The following is a 16,007-nucleotide window of genomic DNA, read 5'->3' as shown; positions in this document are numbered from 1 at the left end:
GCGTCGACGCCCGCCTTGCTCCTGTCGGGCCGGTACGCTCAGCGGCGCTGACGCAGATGCCGGTAGACCGTGTTGCGCGCGAGCCCGAGTTCGCGAGCCGCCGCCGATACATTGCCGCTGTGGCGCGCGAGGGTCTCCTCGATGAGCCGCGACTGCCAGACGGAGAGGCGCGCGGGCTCGCGTTCCGTGTCGCTCGCCTGGTCTTCCGTCGAGGCATCGGCGCACGGCTGCGCGCAGTCACTGGCGGGATCGCAATCGTGCATGAGGTCTTCGGGCAGATGCTCCATGTCGATGGCGTCTTCGCCTTCGGCCATGATCGCCGCCGTGCGCAGCGCGCTCGCGAGCTGACGCAGATTGCCCGGCCAGCGGCAGCGCGCGAAGCACGCCCGAACGGCCGGTGTCAGACGCGCGGGCGCGCCCGGCACCTCGCGCCGCACAATCTCGAGCATGCGGGCGACGAGCGGGTCGAGGTCGGTGCGCTCGGCCAGCGCCGGCAGCGTGACGACGAGGCCGTTGATGCGGTAGTAGAGATCCTCGCGGAACGTGCCTTCGGCGATCATCGCGCGCAGGTCGCGGTGCGTCGCGCAGACGATGCGCAAATCCACCGGCACCGCGCGCGTACCGCCGAGCGGCACGACGGCGCGCTCCTGCAACACACGCATGAGCCGCACCTGTTGCGCGAGCGGCATGTCGCCGATCTCGTCGAGAAAGAGCGTGCCGCCATGCGCCTGCGCGATCTTGCCGGCGCTGCCGCGGCGCTTCGCTCCCGTGAACGCGCCGTCCTCGTAGCCGAACAGTTCCGCTTCGATCAGCGTGTCGGGCAGGGCGGCGCAGTTGAGCGCGACGAACGGCCCGTCGCGGCGCGGCGAATCGCGATGCAGCGCCCGCGCGAGCCATTCCTTGCCGGTGCCCGTGCGGCCGAGCACGAGCACCGGAATGTCGCGGCCGCGCACGCGCGCCACGCGCTGCAGGGCGGCGGCGAGCCGCGCGTCGCCGGTGTCGAGGTCGGCGAGCGTGGGCTGCGGCGCGGTGTCGGCGGCGTTGGGCGCTTTCGCCTGGGAGGGCGCGGGCGTGAAGGGCGAGCGGGACGTGTCGGCTACGGCGCTGCGCGCGAACGTAGGGACGCCCGACATGGCCGCGCCGGGCGTGGCGCGCGCGATCACGCGCACGCCGCTTGGCAGTGCGAGCGCGAGCGGCTCGCCGCTCGCGCGCATGATCTGCTGCATGAACGCCGCGAACGGCTGACCGAAGAGCGCCGCGAACTCGCGCTGCTGCAGTTCGGCGAGCGGTGCGCCGAACTGGAACAGGGCGCTGCGGTTCGCGCAGAGCAGCGTGCCGTCGGCCGAGAATGCGGCCAATCCTTCGTAGAGCATACCAATGAATTCGGCGCGCGCATGAAACTGGAGCCGGATGGCATCGGCGAATTCGGTGTTGAACAGATGGTTCTCGATCATCTGCGCCGACATGCGCACGAGCGCGAGCGTGTGCTTGTGAAAACCGCGCGACTCGCCGCTCACGTCGAGCGCGCCAAGCGTGCGCCCATACGGATCCGCGATCGGCGCACACGAGCAGGTAAGGATGTGATTGGCGCGCAGAAAGTGCTCGCCCGCATGCACCGTGGTCGGCTGGCCTTCGACGAGCGCCGTGCCGATGGCATTCGTGCCGCGATGCTGCTCGGCCCACGAAACGCCCGGGCGCAGCGCGACGCGCTGTGCTTTCTCGACGAAGTCGCTGTCGGCGCAGCTATGGAGGATCACGCCGTTGCGATCGGTAAGCAGCACCATGCTCTGCGTATCGACGATCTGCGCGTGCAAGGCGTCCATGACGGGACGCGCCTGGTGATAGAGCGTGCGGTTCGTGTCGATCAGTTCGCGCAGGTCGGCGGCGGCGAGCGCGTCGAAGTCGGGCGCTTCAGTGGCGCGCAGTCCGAGTGCGCGCGAGCGCGCGTGAGCCTGCGCGATGGCGTCCGCGCGGGCCGCGTCGTGCGGCGTGACGGGGCGTCGGGTCACTCGTGTCTCCAGTCGTTTTGGGCGCTACGCTGCGACGCAACATGGGTGCGCGAGCGGGGCCTCTGGGGCAGTTCATGGTACAGGAAACGCGGCGGCTGCCAATTCGGGTTGAAGCCGGGTTGAAGGCAGCGGTTTCAGCCGCGCGGGCGCCGCCTCAACTGCGTCTTGAGTTTACTGGCGCGAGTGCCATGATGAAGGTGAGGGCGCATTTGCGTCGCGCCCCCGCTGAATAGCGGAGTTCGTCATGGTGCACGGCGAATTGAGGATCGTGGTGGCGGTGCTCGCCACGTTCGTTGCGCTCTTTGGCCTCGGGTATGCGATTGACGGATTGATCTTCGACGAAGACAACGTCGTGCTCTCCGGAATGGTGACCGTGGCTCTTGGGGTCGTCGCGTTCGTGGTGATGCTCACCCTGCACCCGAAAGACCTCGAATCTCTCGAACAGCACCGGCATCGCGAATCCTGACGCGCCCGGGTGGCGCGCATGGTGCGATGCGGCAACCGGCGCAGCGCGTTGGCGCAGGGCCGGGAGGAGAGTATCTTTGCGCGTAACGGCGCACGCGCTTGCTGCACCCGCGAAACAGGGCTCGGACGCCGCCGCCGCCGGCTATTTCAGGCATGTGACAACGTCGACCTTGCGGGCGGCAGGAAGTCGTCTAAAGTGAATCAAATCAACCTGCGCGAACGTGTAGTTTGCAAGGGTTGGTGTTGATCCGCGCGAGCCGGATCGGGTGTTCTCAGGCACCAGGTTGGGGCAGCCCGAAGGCGGTTGAACGCGGCCTTTTCACCCTCCACCAAAGGCGACCCCCATGCAGATCATGTTTCCGAAAGAGGTGCCCGAGTACTCGGGCCCAGACCTGACCTTGGCGTTTCCGGCGATGATCGATGGCGAGCGGGTGGAGTGTCTGATCACGGCGGCGGCGCTGGAAGATCACTTCGGGGCGGCTTCGCCGCGCGCCGAAGACATGCTCAGCGCGTTCGACCATCATCGCGACCGCATCGAGGCCTGCGCGCGCCGTTTGCTCTCCGAAACACGTGCGCAGTGTCTCGTGCTGCGCAGCGGCTACGTGCGTTTCGTGCAGGCGCACGCCAACGCGTAGTCGACAAAAAAGCGCCCGCAGGACGCGGGCGCTTTCCGATCAGCTGAGTTTGCTTGCCGCGCCCGTTGGGGCGCGGCGTTCGTTTACGCGGTTGCCGCGTTGCCGCTGGAAGATGGCGGGTTTCGTGTAGCGTTCGGATGCGGCGGAGTACGTTGCCACGTGGCGGCTCCTGTGTGCAGGGAATCTGACGATAGTTCCCTATGATAAGAAGCACGTGCCGTGCGGGGCAGTGATGCGGCTGGGAAGTTTGATGCTGAGGGGGCGGCAGCGGCGTATCAAAACAAAAAGGGTGGCGCAAAGCCACCCTTTTGCTTTTACGCGTTGCCGAGATAGAAGAACCGGAACAGGAACACGGCGGCGATGATCCACACGATCAGTTTCACGTCGCGCACACGGCCCGTGAGGAGCTTCAGGCCCGCATACGAGATGAAGCCGAACGCCACGCCGTTGGCGATCGAGTAGGTGAACGGCATGGCAAGCGCCGTGAGAGCGGCGGGCACGACTTCGGTGGCGTCGTCCCAGGGCAGATCGGCGAGTTCGCGCAGCATCAGGCACGAGACGTAGAGCAGCGCCGGCGCCGTGGCGTAGCCCGGCACGACGCCCGCGAGCGGCGCGACGAACAGGCACGCGAGGAACAGCACGGCCACGGTGAGTGCGGTCATGCCGGTGCGGCCACCCGCCTGCACGCCCGAGGCGCTTTCGATATACGCCGTGGTCGACGAGGTGCCGAGAACCGAGCCCGCGAGAATCGCGGTGCTATCCGCGAGCAGCGCGCGGTTCAGGCGGTGCATCTTGCCGTGCACGAGCAGGCCAGCGCGGTTGGCCACGCCCATCAGCGTGCCGGTCGCATCGAACAGCTCGACGAGGAAGAACACGAGCACCACGTTGAGCACGCCCGTGGAGAGCGCCGCCTTGATGTCGAGCTGCGCGAAAGTCGGCATGATCGACGGCGGCGGCGAGAAGATGCCGTGGAACTGGTTGCCGCCGAAGAAGAACGAGAGAATCGTGACGCCCACGATGCCGATCAGGATCGCACCGCGCACCTTCAGCACGTCGAGCGTGACGATCGCGAAGAAGCCGATGATCGCGAGGATCGTGTGCGGATCGTGCAGGTTGCCGAGCTCGACGAGTGTGGCCGGGCTGCCGACCACCACGCCCGAGGTCTTCAGCGAGATGATCGCGAGGAACAGACCGATACCCGCTGTGATCGACACGCGGATCGAATGTGGAATGCCATTGACGATGGCCTCGCGTACGCGCAGCAGCGTGACGATGAAGAACAGGCACCCGGAGATGAACACCGCGCCGAGCGCGGCCTGCCACGTGAAGCCCATGCCCTTCACGACCGTATAGGCGAAATACGCGTTCAGGCCCATGCCGGGCGCGAGCGCGATCGGGTAGTTCGCGTAGAGGCCCATGACGAGCGAGGCGAGCGCCGCGACGAGGCAGGTCGCGACGAATACGCTTTCCTTCGGCATGCCGGCGTCGCCGAGAATGGCCGGATTCACGAAGATGATGTAAGCCATCGTGAGGAAAGTCGTGATACCGGCGAGCACTTCGGTGCGCAGGTTGGTGCCTGCTTCTTCGAAACCGAAATAGCGTTTGATGGCGTCCATGAAGATCGGGCCCTTGAGAGTCGAGCGGGTTGTTCGCTGCTTGTTGGTGTGGTGTCTTGCGTGTAGTCGGCGCAGGCAGGTCCTTGACGTGCCCATGCACACGCGCGCATGCCGCAGCGCGCGGCTACGGGCGCGATTGTAAACAATTGTCCGTCGAGCGCAGAAAAGCCGTCGTGAGCGTGGAACGGGTACAACAGCGCGCGTTGCGGTAGCCAGCGTGACAAGGCGCGGCGAATCGCGCCCGTGGCGGGAGGAAATGGACACGACCGCTCGCAGGCGCCGGGCGTTGCTTCGCCTGGTGCCGGGTTACTGCGGCCTGTCCTGCAATCAAGCGATTACTGCTGCATTTGACCGGCGGGAGCGCCATATCCGGCGCCGCCGCGCGCCGCACGCCGTTGCGCGACGATCGCGCCCGCGCGTTGCGCGTTTTCCGGGTAGTCGATCCAGTCGAGCGGATCGTAGCCCGCCTGCCGCCATTCGATCAGATCCGCCCGGACCTGGGCGCGAGTCAGCGGTTGCGAGGGATCGTACGGTTGGGCCACCGCCGCAGCCGACGCGAAGCAGCACGCTGCGGCGAGGACGCCGAGCGTCACACGCGGAAGGGAGTTCATGGCAAGGCCTTTCGTATTAGGGATAACCCTAAAAGTATAGGCGCTATCTCATTAACTCAAAGGGGGATCGAGGGCTACCCGCGGTGCTTCGAAGCGTCTTTGCGGTTGCTTGCCGTGCGGTAGTCGGTCGGGCGCTGTCCGGTCCATTTGCGGAACGCCCGATGGAACGCGCTCGGCTCCGCGAACCCCACAGCGGCGGCGACATCGGCGACCGGGCGGCCCGGCTCCTGCAGCGCCGCGATCGCCAGGTCGCGGCGCAATTCGTCCTTGATCGACTGGCAGCTGTGGCCTTCCTGGCTCAGCCGCCGGCGCAGCGTGGCGGGCGCCACGTTCAGCTGCTGCGCGATGGCGTCGGCATCGGGCCACGCGGCGACGGGCAGGGCGCGCAGCGCGCGTCGCACGCGCGCCGCGAACGAGCCCGGATTGCGGTACTTCACGACGAAGTTGCCGGGCGCGTTGCGCAGAAACGCCCGCGCCGAGCTGGCGGTCTGGATCACGGGCAGTTCGAGAAAGCCGGGCGCGAATTCGAACCATGTGGCCGGCTGATCGAATGCCATGTCGTCGCAGAGCATGAGCTGGTATTCGTGCGCGGCGGCAGGCTGCGGGCAGCGAAAGCGCGCCGCGAGAAGCGGAATGCGGCGCCCCACGAGCCAGCACACGAGCCCGTAGACGAGGATGAACCAGGTCGCGTACGCGAACAGGGTGGGCGTGGGTTTGCCCGCGCGGTGCGAGAGCGTGACGCGCACGCGCGTGGCGTCTATGTCGATCTCGCCCGAGAGATCGTCGAGCACGAGCCGCATGAAGTGCACGGCGCGCTGCAGCGCCTGGCGGCCCGTGCTGGCGCCGAGCGCCGAGTGCGTCATGGCGATGAAGCTGCCGCTTTTCATCGCGTGCGAATCCTGGCCGAAGAATTCGTCGTCGAGCGCGCGCGCGATGCCCGACCACAACTGGCCGTATTGCGCCGCACTCACGCGCGCGCCGGGCGCGAGCAGCACGGCCGGCGCGATGCCGGCGGCATCCGTGAGTGGCGCGGTTTCGAGGCCGCCCGCGCGCGCCAGCGCCAGCGTCTCGTTCACGAGGCTCATCGAGATTGTGCCTTTTTCGCTCAGTGTCTGGGTTCTCGCCGGTTGCATAGAACCGCCTCCCAAAGGGTTGGTCGCAGCCGACATGGTAAATCCGATCAGCGACTTTGAGCGTGGCGGGCATCGAATACGGCCGCTCGCGTGCCTACACTTTTCGTAAGCCTTGCCGCCGGGGCCGCATCGCGCCAAAGTGGAAGGCAAGCGCAAGAGACACAGGAAGGGGACACACATGGACGAGTTCTATACCGACGATCAGCGCATGATTCGCGACGCCGCGCGCGACTTTGCGAGCGGGCAACTGGCGCCGAATGCGGCGCAATGGGATCGCGACGGCAAGCTGCCCGACGAGGTCGTCAAGCAACTGGGTGAACTGGGCTTTCTCGGCATGATCGTGCCGCAGGAGCAGGGCGGCTCGTACACCGATTACGTGGCCTACGCGCTCGCCATGGAAGAGATCGCGGCCGGCTGCGCCTCGTGCGCGACGCTCGTGAGCGTGCACAACTCGGTGGGCTGCGGGCCGATCCTGCAGTTCGGCACCGACGCGCAGAAGGACCGCTGGCTCGGCAAGCTCGCGAGCGGCGAGCTGATCGGCGCGTTTTGCCTGACCGAGCCGCAGGCGGGCTCCGAGGCGAGCAACCTGCGCACGCGCGCCGAGCTGCTCGACGGCAAGTGGGTGCTCAACGGCAACAAGCAGTTCGTGACCAACGGCTCGCGCGCGAACATTGCCATCGTGTTCGCCGTGACCGATCCCGACGCCGGCAAGCGCGGCATTTCCGCGTTCATCGTGCCGACCGAAACGCCGGGCTTCAACGTCGGGCCCCATGAGAAGAAGATGGGCATCCGCGCGTCGGACACCTGCCCGATCTCGCTCGTCGACTGTGCGATTCCCGAAGCGAACCTGCTTGGCCAGCGCGGCGAAGGGCTGAAGATCGCGCTTGCGAACCTCGAAGGCGGACGCATTGGCATTGCGGCGCAGGCGCTGGGGATCGCGCGCGCGGCCTTCGATGCGGCGCGTGCCTATGCGCACGAACGCGTGCAGTTCGGCGAGCCCATCATCAAGCATCAGAGCGTGGCCAACCTGCTTGCCGACATGCATACGCGCATCAACGCCGCGCGTCATCTCGTGCATCATGCAGCGCGGCTGCGTACGCTTGGCAAGCCGTGTCTTTCCGAGGCATCACAGGCCAAGCTTTATGCTTCCGAAATGGCCGAGGAAGTGTGCTCGCACGCGATTCAGATTCACGGTGGCTACGGCTTCCTGAACGACTATCCGGTGGAGCGTCACTACCGCGATGCACGCATCACGCAGATTTACGAAGGCACGAGCGAAGTGCAGAGAATGGTGATTGCACGGCAGCTTTGAAGTGAAGTGAGGAAGACGAAGCAATAAAAAGCGAGCGCTTATGCGCCATAGCTATGCATGGGACCGGAGTAAGTGCTTTGCACCAACTCCGGCTCGACAGGAGACGACGATGACCGGGTTCACCCCTTCCGCGCAGGCCTTCATCGACGCACGCGAGCTGCTGCTGCGTCACCGCACCGACTACGCACGCGCGTACGACGAATTCGCGTGGCCGAAGCTCGACACGTTCAACTGGGCACTCGACTACTTCGACGTGATGGCACGCGGCAACGACAACCCGGCGCTCTGGATCGTCGACGACCTCGCGGACGGCGGCACGCGTTATTCGTTCGCGCAGATGTCGGAGCGTTCGTCGCGCATGGCGAATTTTTTGCGCGAGCAGGGTGTGGCGCGAGGCGACCGCTTGCTGTTGATGCTGCCCAATCGCGTCGAACTCTGGGACGTGATGCTGGCGGCGATGAAGCTGGGCGCCATCGTGCTGCCCGCCACGACGCAGCTCTCGCCCGACGACGTGCGCGAACGCGTGGAAACGGGCGGCGCGCGCTGCGTCGTCGTGGACGCCGCCGAACTCGGCAAATTCGATGCACTCGACCCCAGCGTGAAGCGCATCGCGGTAGGCGCGGCGCCCGGTGCGTGCGAAGGCTGGATCGACCTTTCGCGCGCGTACGAAGCGAGCCCCGCGTTCGAACCCGACGGCCCGACGCGCGCCGCCGACCCGCTGCTGCTCTATTTCACCTCGGGCACGACCTCGAAGCCCAAGCTCGTCGAACACACGCATGAGAGCTACCCCGTAGGCCACCTTTCGACGATGTACTGGATCGGCCTCATGCCCGGCGACATCCACTGGAACATCAGTTCGCCGGGCTGGGCCAAGCATGCGTGGAGTTGCTTCTTCGCACCGTGGAACGCGCAGGCCTGCGTGTTCGTCTACAACTACGCGCGCTTCGTGCCGAAAGACACGCTCGCCGCCATCGTGCAATGCGGTGTGACCACGCTGTGCGCGCCGCCCACGGTGTGGCGCATGCTCGTGCAGGAGCCGCTCGCAACCTATGCGGTGAAGCTGCGCGAGATCGTGGGCGCGGGCGAGCCGCTCAATCCCGAGATCATCGAGCGCGTGCGCCACGCGTGGGGCATTACGATCCGCGACGGCTACGGCCAGACCGAAACGACCTGCCAGATCGGCAATTCGCCGGGGCAGCCCGTGGTGGCGGGTTCGATGGGACGGCCGCTGCCGGGCTACCGCGTGGAACTCGTCGATGCCGACGATCAGCCCGCAAGCGAGGGCGAAATCGCGCTGCCGATTGGGCGAGATTCGGCGCAGCGTCCGCTCGGCCTGATGACGGGCTACGCGAACAACGCGAAGGCGAGCGAATACGCCATGCGCAACGGCTACTACCACACGTCCGATGTCGCCTTGCTTCGCGACGACGGCTATTACGTCTACGTGGGCCGCGCTGACGATGTGTTCAAGTCGTCCGATTACCGCCTGAGCCCGTTCGAACTGGAGAGCGTGCTGATCGAACACGAGGCGATCGCCGAGGCGGCGGTCGTGCCGAGTCCGGACGAGCTGCGCCTGTCCGTGCCGAAGGCCTTCGTCATCGTGCGTCAGGGCTTCGAGGCGGGCCCCGAACTCGCACGCGAGGTGTTCCGCTTCTCGCGTGAAAAGCTCGCGCCGTACAAGCGCATTCGCCGCCTGCAGTTCAGCGACCTGCCCAAGACCATCTCGGGCAAGATCCGCCGCGTCGAGCTGCGCCGGCGCGAAATGGAGCGCAGCGCCGAACCGGCGCGTCAGCCCGACGAGTATTGGGAAGAAGATTTCCCCGAGCTGCGCTGATATCCACACGGAGTCCGAAATGATCGAATTCGAGTACGCGCATGAGGGCGCGGTGGCCCTGCTCACGCTTTCGCGGCCGCCCGCGAATGCCTTTACAGTCGACGGCTTGCGTCAGCTGCAGCAGGTCATCGAGGCGTTCGACCGCGAGCCGCAGGTGCGCGCGGTCGTCATCACCGGCAGCGGGCCGAAGTTCTTCAGCGCGGGCGCCGACCTCAACGCCTTCGCCAGTGGCGATCGCGAGGTCGCACGCACGGCGGCGAGCGCGTTCGGCGCGGCATTCGAGGCGCTGCAGAAGGCGCGGCCCGTGGTCATCGCGGCGATCAACGGCTATGCCATGGGCGGCGGCCTGGAGTGCGCGCTTGCGTGCGATATCCGCATTGCCGAAGAGCATGCGCAACTCGCGCTGCCCGAGCCTGCCGTGGGGCTGCTGCCCTCCGGCTGCGGCACGCAGACCTTGCCCTGGCTCGTGGGCGAAGGCTGGGCCAAGCGCATCATCCTCACGGGCGAACGCGTGGACGCGCAAACGGCCCTGCGCATCGGTCTCGTGGAAGAAGTCGTCGCAACCGGCGGCGCGCGCGAGGCCGCGCTCGCCATGGCCGCGCGCGTGGCGGGCTTGAGCCCGCAGGCGGTCACCTTCAGCAAATCGCTGATCCATCAGGCGCGCAACGGCGTGCCGCGCAGCGCCGCGCTCGCCGTCGAGCGCGAGCGCTTCGTCGATCTGTTCGATTCGCCCAACCAGCGCGAGGGCGTCAACGCGTTTCTGGAGAAGCGCAAGCCACGCTGGCACATTGAAACGGAGAACTAGGCAATGAATGCAACACCCGCTTCCGCCAAGGCTGCAACGGAAGCCGAACAGGACGTGCTGTTTCGCGTGGTCAATCGCGTGGCGATCGTCACGCTCAACCGGCCCGCTGCGCTCAATGCGCTTTCGCACGCCATGGTGCGCGAGCTGGCTGTGCTGCTGGAACGCGTGCGCACAGACGACGGCATCGTCGCGCTCGTGCTGGAAGGTGCGGGCCCGAAAGGTTTTTGCGCGGGCGGCGACGTGCGCGCGATCTATCGGCTCGCACGCGAGAAAGCGCGCGAAGGCGCGAATGGCTGGCAACGATTCTTCGTCGACGAATATCGCCTCGACTACGCGTTGCACGCGTTTTCCAAGCCGCTCGTCGCGCTGCTCGACGGCGTGACGATGGGCGGCGGCATGGGTCTAGGCCAGGCGGCGGCGCTGCGGGTGGCGACTTCGCGCACGAAGATCGCGATGCCGGAAACGCGCATCGGGCTCTTGCCCGATGTGGGCGCGACGCACTTCCTCGCGAAGATGCCGGTGGACATGGCGCTTTACGTGGGCCTGACCGGCGCAATGCTCAGCGGCGCGGACGCGCTGCATTGCGGCCTTGCGGATGCCTGTGTGCCGGGCGAATGGCTCGATGGCTACGAGGCGCGTCTGCTCGCCGCGCAATGGTCGGGCGATGTGCATGCTTCGTTGCGCGAAGTATTCGTCGCGCCGTGTCACGAGGCTAGCGATGGTGCGCTCGCTTCCTTCACGCCGCTCATCGTGCGGCACTTCGACCGCCGTCTGCGTGTCGAGCAGATCGTCGCATCGCTGCGCGCCGACCTCGAACGCGAACACGCGCAAGCCGAACGAGCGTGGCTCGAATCCACACTCGAAGCGCTCACGCACTATTCGCCGACGATGCTCGAAGTCACGCGCGAAGCGCTGTTGCGAGGCCGCCAGATGACGCTCGCCGAGTGCTTCCGCATGGAGCTTGGCATCGTTGGCCGTGCGATCGAGGAAGGCGACTTCTGCGAAGGCGTGCGCGCGCATCTCGTCGACAAGGATCGCAAGCCGCGCTGGGCGCCCGCCACGCTCGTCGAGGTGCGGCCTGAACGCGTGCAGCATTTTCTTGCGTCGCCGTGGCGCGGCGAGGCGCATCCGCTGGCGGACCTCGGCGCATAACGGTTCAGTCGGAAGACTCGCGCGCCGAAGGCTCGCGCAGGGCGGCGAGGCGCAGTTCACGTTCGGCGCCAACTGCTGGCGTGCCGTGGGAGGGGCTCTGCGCACGCGTCAGCAGCCGCAGCGTGGCGACCGAACCTGCCACGGCGAGCAGCAGCGGGATCGCGAGATCGTGATTCGCGTGCGTGAATTCGAGAATCAGCACGGTCGCGGTGACGGGCATCTGCATCGAGGACGCGAGAAACGCACCCGCGCCGACGATCGCAAATGCACCCGGCGATAGACCCGGCCAAACATGGTTCACCAGCCCGGCGATCACGATGGCGAGCAACGCGCCGTTCGCGAGCCCTGGCGTGAGCAGGCCGCCCTTGGCGCCTGCGCGCAACGTGGTCGTCGTGATGAAGACGCGCAGCACGAGCAGCGTCGCCGCGAGGCCAATGCCGAGATTGTCGTCGAAGCTCAGGCCGGCCGCGCCCTTGCCGTTGCCGGGCAACTGCGGAAACCAGATGGCCAGCAGGCCAATGCCCGCGAAATTGACGAGCGTGTAGAGCGGCAGCCGCCAGTCTTTGGGCGAGGCGTCGCGCGCGCGGCTCGTCAGGCGCGCGAAACCGTGCGCGGCTGCGCCGAACACCGGCCCGCAGAGCACCGACCACACCACGAGCTGCGCATTGATGCCGTAGGCGGGCACGTGGTATTGCTGCGCGTCGCCGAGACCGATCCATGCGATCACGGCCGCAATGGCCGAGGTGCTGATCGCCGGCACCGCCACCGACCAGCCGAACGTGCCGAGCAGCACTTCGAGCACGAACATCGCGCCGCCCAGCGGCACGTTGTAGACAGCCGCGAGCCCCGCGCCCGCGCCGCACGCGATCATCACGCGGCGCTCCGCGGCGGTGAGGCCGGTGCGCTTCGCGAGCCAGCTCGCAAACGCGGCGCCGATCTCGCGCGGCGCGACTTCGCGCCCGAGCGGCGAACCCATCGCGACGGTCACGATCTGCAGCAGCGCGTGCACGGTGGTCGCAAAAATGGGCATGCGCTTGCCGCCCGGCTTGATCGCCGCGCTGATGCTCACGAGCGGGCGCGCGTAGCGATAGAGCGCCCACCATCCCCCTCCGGCGATCAGCCCGCACGCCACGAGCACCGCCACGCGCCGCGAGGGCGCGGTATCGGTCACGCCCTGCAGAAAGCTCTCCTCGCCGATGATGTGCCCCGCGCCGTAGCCGTAGGCGACGTGCTGGATCGCATGCAGCAGCAGCGCGAGCAGCATGCCGGAGAGACCCGCGCCGATGCCGGTGAGCACGGTCACGATCGCCAGCGTGACGAGCGGGCTGCGTGGCGGCGGACGATCGGCGTTGGCGCGAGGGCGCGGCGCGGGTTGGGGCGCGGGTTGGTGCGGGAAGGATGACACGGCGGGAAGACAGGCGTGGGAGTCGCCAGGCGACGGGCTGGCGCCCATTGTAGCGAGGGCATGGGGGCGGCGCGTCGAGCACGTTCGGCGCGCCCGGCACGTCCCCCCCAAGGTTCGGCAAAAGCGAAAACGCCCGCCGCGCGTCACGCGGCGGGCGTTCGAATCGATGCAGCGCTTACAGGTAGCTGCAAACGTAGTCGAGCGTCTCGACCACTTCGATGTCGAAACGGCTCTTGCCCGGCACGGAGAAAGACTCGCCGGCGCCGTAGGTCTTCCACTCGTCGGTGCCTTCGAGGCGGATGCGGCACTGGCCGGCCTGCACTTCCATCAGTTCGGCGGCGTCGGTGCCGAAGTTCAGCGTGCCCGGCAGGATCACGCCGAGCGTCTTGCGTGAGCCGTCGGCGAACAGCACGGTGTGCGACACGCACTTGCCGTCGAAGTAGACGTTGGCGCGTTTGATTACGGAAACCTGGTCGAATTGTGCTGCTGCCGTCATGGCGGTCTTCCTCTGTCTTCGTGAATGGAACCGGGCGCCGGGACGACTTCTCGTCCGGGGCGAGGCCGCCATCATACCGGCAGTCGGGCGCGGCGGGCGCATGGCATCGCCGTACAGCCATTCGGTTTGCGAATTGGATATTTACAAACAAATGACCAGTTATTACAATCGCTATCACAAATGAGAATCATGCGCATTTGCAACTACGATAATTCGCCGACCAACTCGCCTACTCATGTCCGTCCATTTCCCGACGCGGATGCGCGCCATCGCCTCCGTCGCTGCGCTCTATTGCTCCGGTTTCTTCGCATCGCCGCTCGTTCACGCGCAAACCGCGCCCGCCGCCGATAGTCCTGCCGCCGCGAGTGCAGCGGCAGCACCGCCCGCATCGTCTACTGCGGCCACGGAAAGCACGCTGCCCGCCGTGAAGGTCGTTTCGGCGCCTTCCGAGATGCAGACCAAAACGCTCGGGTCGTACAAGTTCACCGCGCCGCTCATCGACACGCCGCGCTCCATCACGGTGATTCCTGAGGAGGTGCTCAAGCAGAAGAACGTCACGACGTTCCAGGACGCGCTGCGTACGGTGCCCGGCATCACGTTCCTGGGCGGCGACGCGGCGGCGAATCCGTCCGCGGACCGGCCCGTGATTCGCGGCTTCGAGTCGCGCAACTCGATCTTCGTGGACGGCATGCGCGACTCGGGCGTGCAGAACCGCGAAACCTTCGATGTGCAGAACATCAGCGTCATCAAGGGTCCGGACTCGGTGTATGCCGGGCGCGGGTCGGTAGGCGGCAGCATCGACATCACGACGAAAACGCCGCAGGCCGACAACTTCATCAACGGCAGCGTGGGCCTTGGCACCGATAGCTACAGGCGCGCCACCATCGACTGGAACCAGACGCTCAACGACACCACCGCGTTCCGCCTGAACGCCATGGGCCACGACGCCGACCAGGCCGGTCGCACCGACGTGTACAGCAAGCGCTGGGGCGTGGCGCCCTCGATCGCGTTCGGCCTGAACACGCCGACCACGGTCACGGTGAGCTACTACCACCTGAACACCTACGACATGCCCGACTTCAGCGTGCCGTTCCGCTCGACGGGCGGCACGCCGGTGTCGTCCAACCGCGGCCAGTTCTACGGCCTGAACTCGCGCGACTACCGCTACGGCCAGACCGATACGGGTGAAGTGAAGGTGGAGCACCGCATCAACGACGCGTGGAAGATCAAGAACACCACGATGTTCGGCCGCTCGACGCTCGACTACGTGGCGACCAATCCGCAGTTGACGAACGCGACCTCGAACCTGCTCAGCCTGCAGGCCAAGAGCGGCAAGTACGCGACCAACAGCGTCGCGAACCAGACCGAGGCTTCGGCCAGGTTCGATCTCTACGGCATGCGCCACACGTTCACGGCGGGCGTGGAATTCAGCCACGAGCAGGACCTGTACGAGGGCTATCTCGTGACCGATTCGGCGGGCAACAACATCCGCTCGGGCGGCCCGTGCTCGGTTGCGTACAACTGCGCGTCGATCAACAACTGGAACCCGAATAACCCGTGGACGGGCAGCATCGTCCTCAATGGCGACAAGAGCTTCCCGGGACCTGCCACGCATACGCAGACGAATATCGCTTCGGCGTACATGTTCGACAGCGTGCAGCTTTCCGAGCGCTGGATCTTCAACGCGGGCTTGCGTTTCGACCGCTACGACGTGAGCGCGCAGCAGGCGGGCGTGGCCGATCTGTCGAACACGTCGAATCTCTTCAGCTACCAGTTCGGCCTCGTGTTCAAGCCGGTGCCGACCTTGAGCCTTTATGCGTCGTACGGCACCTCGGCGAATCCGCCGGGCTCGAATTCGGGTCTCGGGGGCGGCACGGACCAGATCACGGCTACGAACAAGGACCTCGCGCCCGAGCGCTCGCGCAATATCGAAGTGGGCGCGAAGTGGGACGTGCTCGATCAGCGCCTCTCGCTCACCACCGCGTTGTTCCAGACCGACAAGACGAACGCGCGCGTGAGCGACGGCCTGGGCGGCACGATCAACGCGGGCTCGCAACGCGTGCGCGGCTTCGAGTTCGGTTTCGCGGGCAACGTGACGAACAAGTGGTCCGTGTTCGGCGGCTATTCGTATCTCGATGCGATCACGACCGATGCCGGCCCGGCGAGCCCCACGCTCTCCGGCTTGCCGATGGTGATGGTGCCCAAGCACAACTTCACGCTGTGGACGAGCTACGACGTGCTGCCAAAGCTCACGGTGGGTGCGGGCGCAACGGTTTCGAGCCTGACGTATGCATCGGTTTCGGCGACGTCGCGCAAGTGGACGCCGGGCTATGCGCGCTTCGATGCTGCGGCGACGTGGCGTGTGTCGAAGAAAATCGATCTGCAGCTCAACGTGAACAACATCTTCGACAAGGCGTACTACCAGAGCGCATATCCGATCTACGCAACCTGGGCGCCGGGCCGCTCGGCGGTGGTGACGGTGAACTTCTATCAGTGATCGCGCACGCCGCTAACGTCGCTTTCGGCGAGGCATG

The 16,007-nt window shown here is 66.5% G+C and carries 13 protein-coding genes; 7 read left to right on the top strand and 6 right to left on the bottom strand.

What is annotated here, in order from left to right:
* Window positions 1-38 precede the first annotated feature (38 nt).
* Window positions 39-2,009 (bottom strand): sigma-54-dependent Fis family transcriptional regulator, encoded by a 1,971-nt coding sequence (locus ACOJB8_RS00440; protein WP_475010480.1) that lies wholly within the window; start codon window positions 2,007-2,009, stop codon window positions 39-41.
* 244 nt (window positions 2,010-2,253) lie between these two features.
* Between ACOJB8_RS00440 and ACOJB8_RS00435 the strand changes: the two genes are divergently transcribed.
* Together ACOJB8_RS00435 and ACOJB8_RS00430 are read left to right on the top strand one after the other, a co-directional pair.
* The gene (locus ACOJB8_RS00435) at window positions 2,254-2,475 is read left to right on the top strand and encodes a DUF2964 family protein (RefSeq protein ID WP_069261733.1); all 222 of its coding nucleotides are present in this window, start codon (window positions 2,254-2,256) and stop codon (window positions 2,473-2,475) included.
* A gap of 343 nt (window positions 2,476-2,818) precedes the next feature.
* Window positions 2,819-3,109 (top strand): DUF1488 family protein, encoded by a 291-nt coding sequence (locus ACOJB8_RS00430; protein WP_069261734.1) that lies wholly within the window; start codon window positions 2,819-2,821, stop codon window positions 3,107-3,109.
* A 314-nt stretch (window positions 3,110-3,423) separates the two neighbouring features.
* On the opposite strand, the gene ACOJB8_RS00425 is transcribed toward ACOJB8_RS00430, so the two are convergent.
* The 3 genes from ACOJB8_RS00425 to ACOJB8_RS00415 all read right to left on the bottom strand — a co-directional run bounded on the left by ACOJB8_RS00425 (window position 3,424) and on the right by ACOJB8_RS00415 (window position 6,421).
* Window positions 3,424-4,725 (bottom strand): NCS2 family permease, encoded by a 1,302-nt coding sequence (locus ACOJB8_RS00425; protein ID WP_069261735.1) that lies wholly within the window; start codon window positions 4,723-4,725, stop codon window positions 3,424-3,426.
* Between the two features lie 335 nt (window positions 4,726-5,060).
* Window positions 5,061-5,336: a DUF4148 domain-containing protein gene (locus tag ACOJB8_RS00420; RefSeq protein ID WP_069261736.1), complete on the bottom strand. Its 276-nt coding sequence runs from the start codon at window positions 5,334-5,336 to the stop codon at window positions 5,061-5,063.
* A 74-nt stretch (window positions 5,337-5,410) separates the two neighbouring features.
* A complete protein-coding gene (locus tag ACOJB8_RS00415; RefSeq protein ID WP_475010475.1) occupies window positions 5,411-6,421 on the bottom strand; it encodes an AraC family transcriptional regulator in 1,011 nt (336 codons plus the stop codon).
* 226 nt (window positions 6,422-6,647) lie between these two features.
* Here ACOJB8_RS00415 and ACOJB8_RS00410 point away from each other — a divergent pair, with 226 nt between their 5' ends.
* The 4 genes from ACOJB8_RS00410 (at window position 6,648) to ACOJB8_RS00395 (ending at window position 11,572) form a co-directional block, all read left to right on the top strand.
* Window positions 6,648-7,781, top strand: coding sequence for an acyl-CoA dehydrogenase family protein (locus ACOJB8_RS00410; RefSeq protein ID WP_475010474.1), 1,134 nt, complete (start codon window positions 6,648-6,650; stop codon window positions 7,779-7,781).
* A gap of 109 nt (window positions 7,782-7,890) precedes the next feature.
* The gene (locus tag ACOJB8_RS00405) at window positions 7,891-9,615 is read left to right on the top strand and encodes an AMP-binding protein (RefSeq protein ID WP_342946717.1); all 1,725 of its coding nucleotides are present in this window, start codon (window positions 7,891-7,893) and stop codon (window positions 9,613-9,615) included.
* Between the two features lie 19 nt (window positions 9,616-9,634).
* The gene (locus tag ACOJB8_RS00400; protein ID WP_069261740.1) at window positions 9,635-10,420 is read left to right on the top strand and encodes an enoyl-CoA hydratase; all 786 of its coding nucleotides are present in this window, start codon (window positions 9,635-9,637) and stop codon (window positions 10,418-10,420) included.
* 3 nt (window positions 10,421-10,423) lie between these two features.
* Window positions 10,424-11,572: an enoyl-CoA hydratase/isomerase family protein gene (locus ACOJB8_RS00395; protein WP_342946716.1), complete on the top strand. Its 1,149-nt coding sequence runs from the start codon at window positions 10,424-10,426 to the stop codon at window positions 11,570-11,572.
* A 4-nt stretch (window positions 11,573-11,576) separates the two neighbouring features.
* Here the strand turns inward: ACOJB8_RS00395 and ACOJB8_RS00390 are convergent, their stop codons facing one another.
* Together ACOJB8_RS00390 and ppnP are read right to left on the bottom strand one after the other, a co-directional pair.
* The gene (locus ACOJB8_RS00390) at window positions 11,577-12,977 is read right to left on the bottom strand and encodes a chloride channel protein (protein WP_428995938.1); all 1,401 of its coding nucleotides are present in this window, start codon (window positions 12,975-12,977) and stop codon (window positions 11,577-11,579) included.
* A gap of 175 nt (window positions 12,978-13,152) precedes the next feature.
* The gene (ppnP, locus tag ACOJB8_RS00385; RefSeq protein ID WP_342946715.1) at window positions 13,153-13,473 is read right to left on the bottom strand and encodes a pyrimidine/purine nucleoside phosphorylase; all 321 of its coding nucleotides are present in this window, start codon (window positions 13,471-13,473) and stop codon (window positions 13,153-13,155) included.
* A gap of 235 nt (window positions 13,474-13,708) precedes the next feature.
* Here ppnP and ACOJB8_RS00380 point away from each other — a divergent pair, with 235 nt between their 5' ends.
* A complete protein-coding gene (locus ACOJB8_RS00380; protein WP_342946714.1) occupies window positions 13,709-15,970 on the top strand; it encodes a TonB-dependent receptor in 2,262 nt (753 codons plus the stop codon).
* Window positions 15,971-16,007 lie beyond the last annotated feature (37 nt).

It is taken from the genome of Paraburkholderia sp. BR10141 (assembly GCF_056155635.1).
This window is presented reverse-complemented; position numbering and strand designations above follow the sequence as displayed.

What these genes read in the sequence shown, in the direction of transcription:
- ACOJB8_RS00435 (WP_069261733.1), top strand. Translation starts at nt 2,254, where the DNA reads ATGGTGCACGGCGAATTGAGGATCGTGGTGGCGGTGCTCGCCACGTTC.
- ACOJB8_RS00430 (WP_069261734.1), top strand. Translation starts at nt 2,819, where the DNA reads ATGCAGATCATGTTTCCGAAAGAGGTGCCCGAGTACTCGGGCCCAGAC.
- ACOJB8_RS00425 (WP_069261735.1), bottom strand. Translation starts at nt 4,725, where the DNA reads ATGGACGCCATCAAACGCTATTTCGGTTTCGAAGAAGCAGGCACCAAC.
- ACOJB8_RS00420 (WP_069261736.1), bottom strand. Translation starts at nt 5,336, where the DNA reads ATGAACTCCCTTCCGCGTGTGACGCTCGGCGTCCTCGCCGCAGCGTGC.
- ACOJB8_RS00415 (WP_475010475.1), bottom strand. Translation starts at nt 6,421, where the DNA reads ATGAGCCTCGTGAACGAGACGCTGGCGCTGGCGCGCGCGGGCGGCCTC.
- ACOJB8_RS00410 (WP_475010474.1), top strand. Translation starts at nt 6,648, where the DNA reads ATGGACGAGTTCTATACCGACGATCAGCGCATGATTCGCGACGCCGCG.
- ACOJB8_RS00405 (WP_342946717.1), top strand. Translation starts at nt 7,891, where the DNA reads ATGACCGGGTTCACCCCTTCCGCGCAGGCCTTCATCGACGCACGCGAG.
- ACOJB8_RS00400 (WP_069261740.1), top strand. Translation starts at nt 9,635, where the DNA reads ATGATCGAATTCGAGTACGCGCATGAGGGCGCGGTGGCCCTGCTCACG.
- ACOJB8_RS00395 (WP_342946716.1), top strand. Translation starts at nt 10,424, where the DNA reads ATGAATGCAACACCCGCTTCCGCCAAGGCTGCAACGGAAGCCGAACAG.
- ppnP (WP_342946715.1), bottom strand. Translation starts at nt 13,473, where the DNA reads ATGACGGCAGCAGCACAATTCGACCAGGTTTCCGTAATCAAACGCGCC.
- ACOJB8_RS00380 (WP_342946714.1), top strand. Translation starts at nt 13,709, where the DNA reads ATGTCCGTCCATTTCCCGACGCGGATGCGCGCCATCGCCTCCGTCGCT.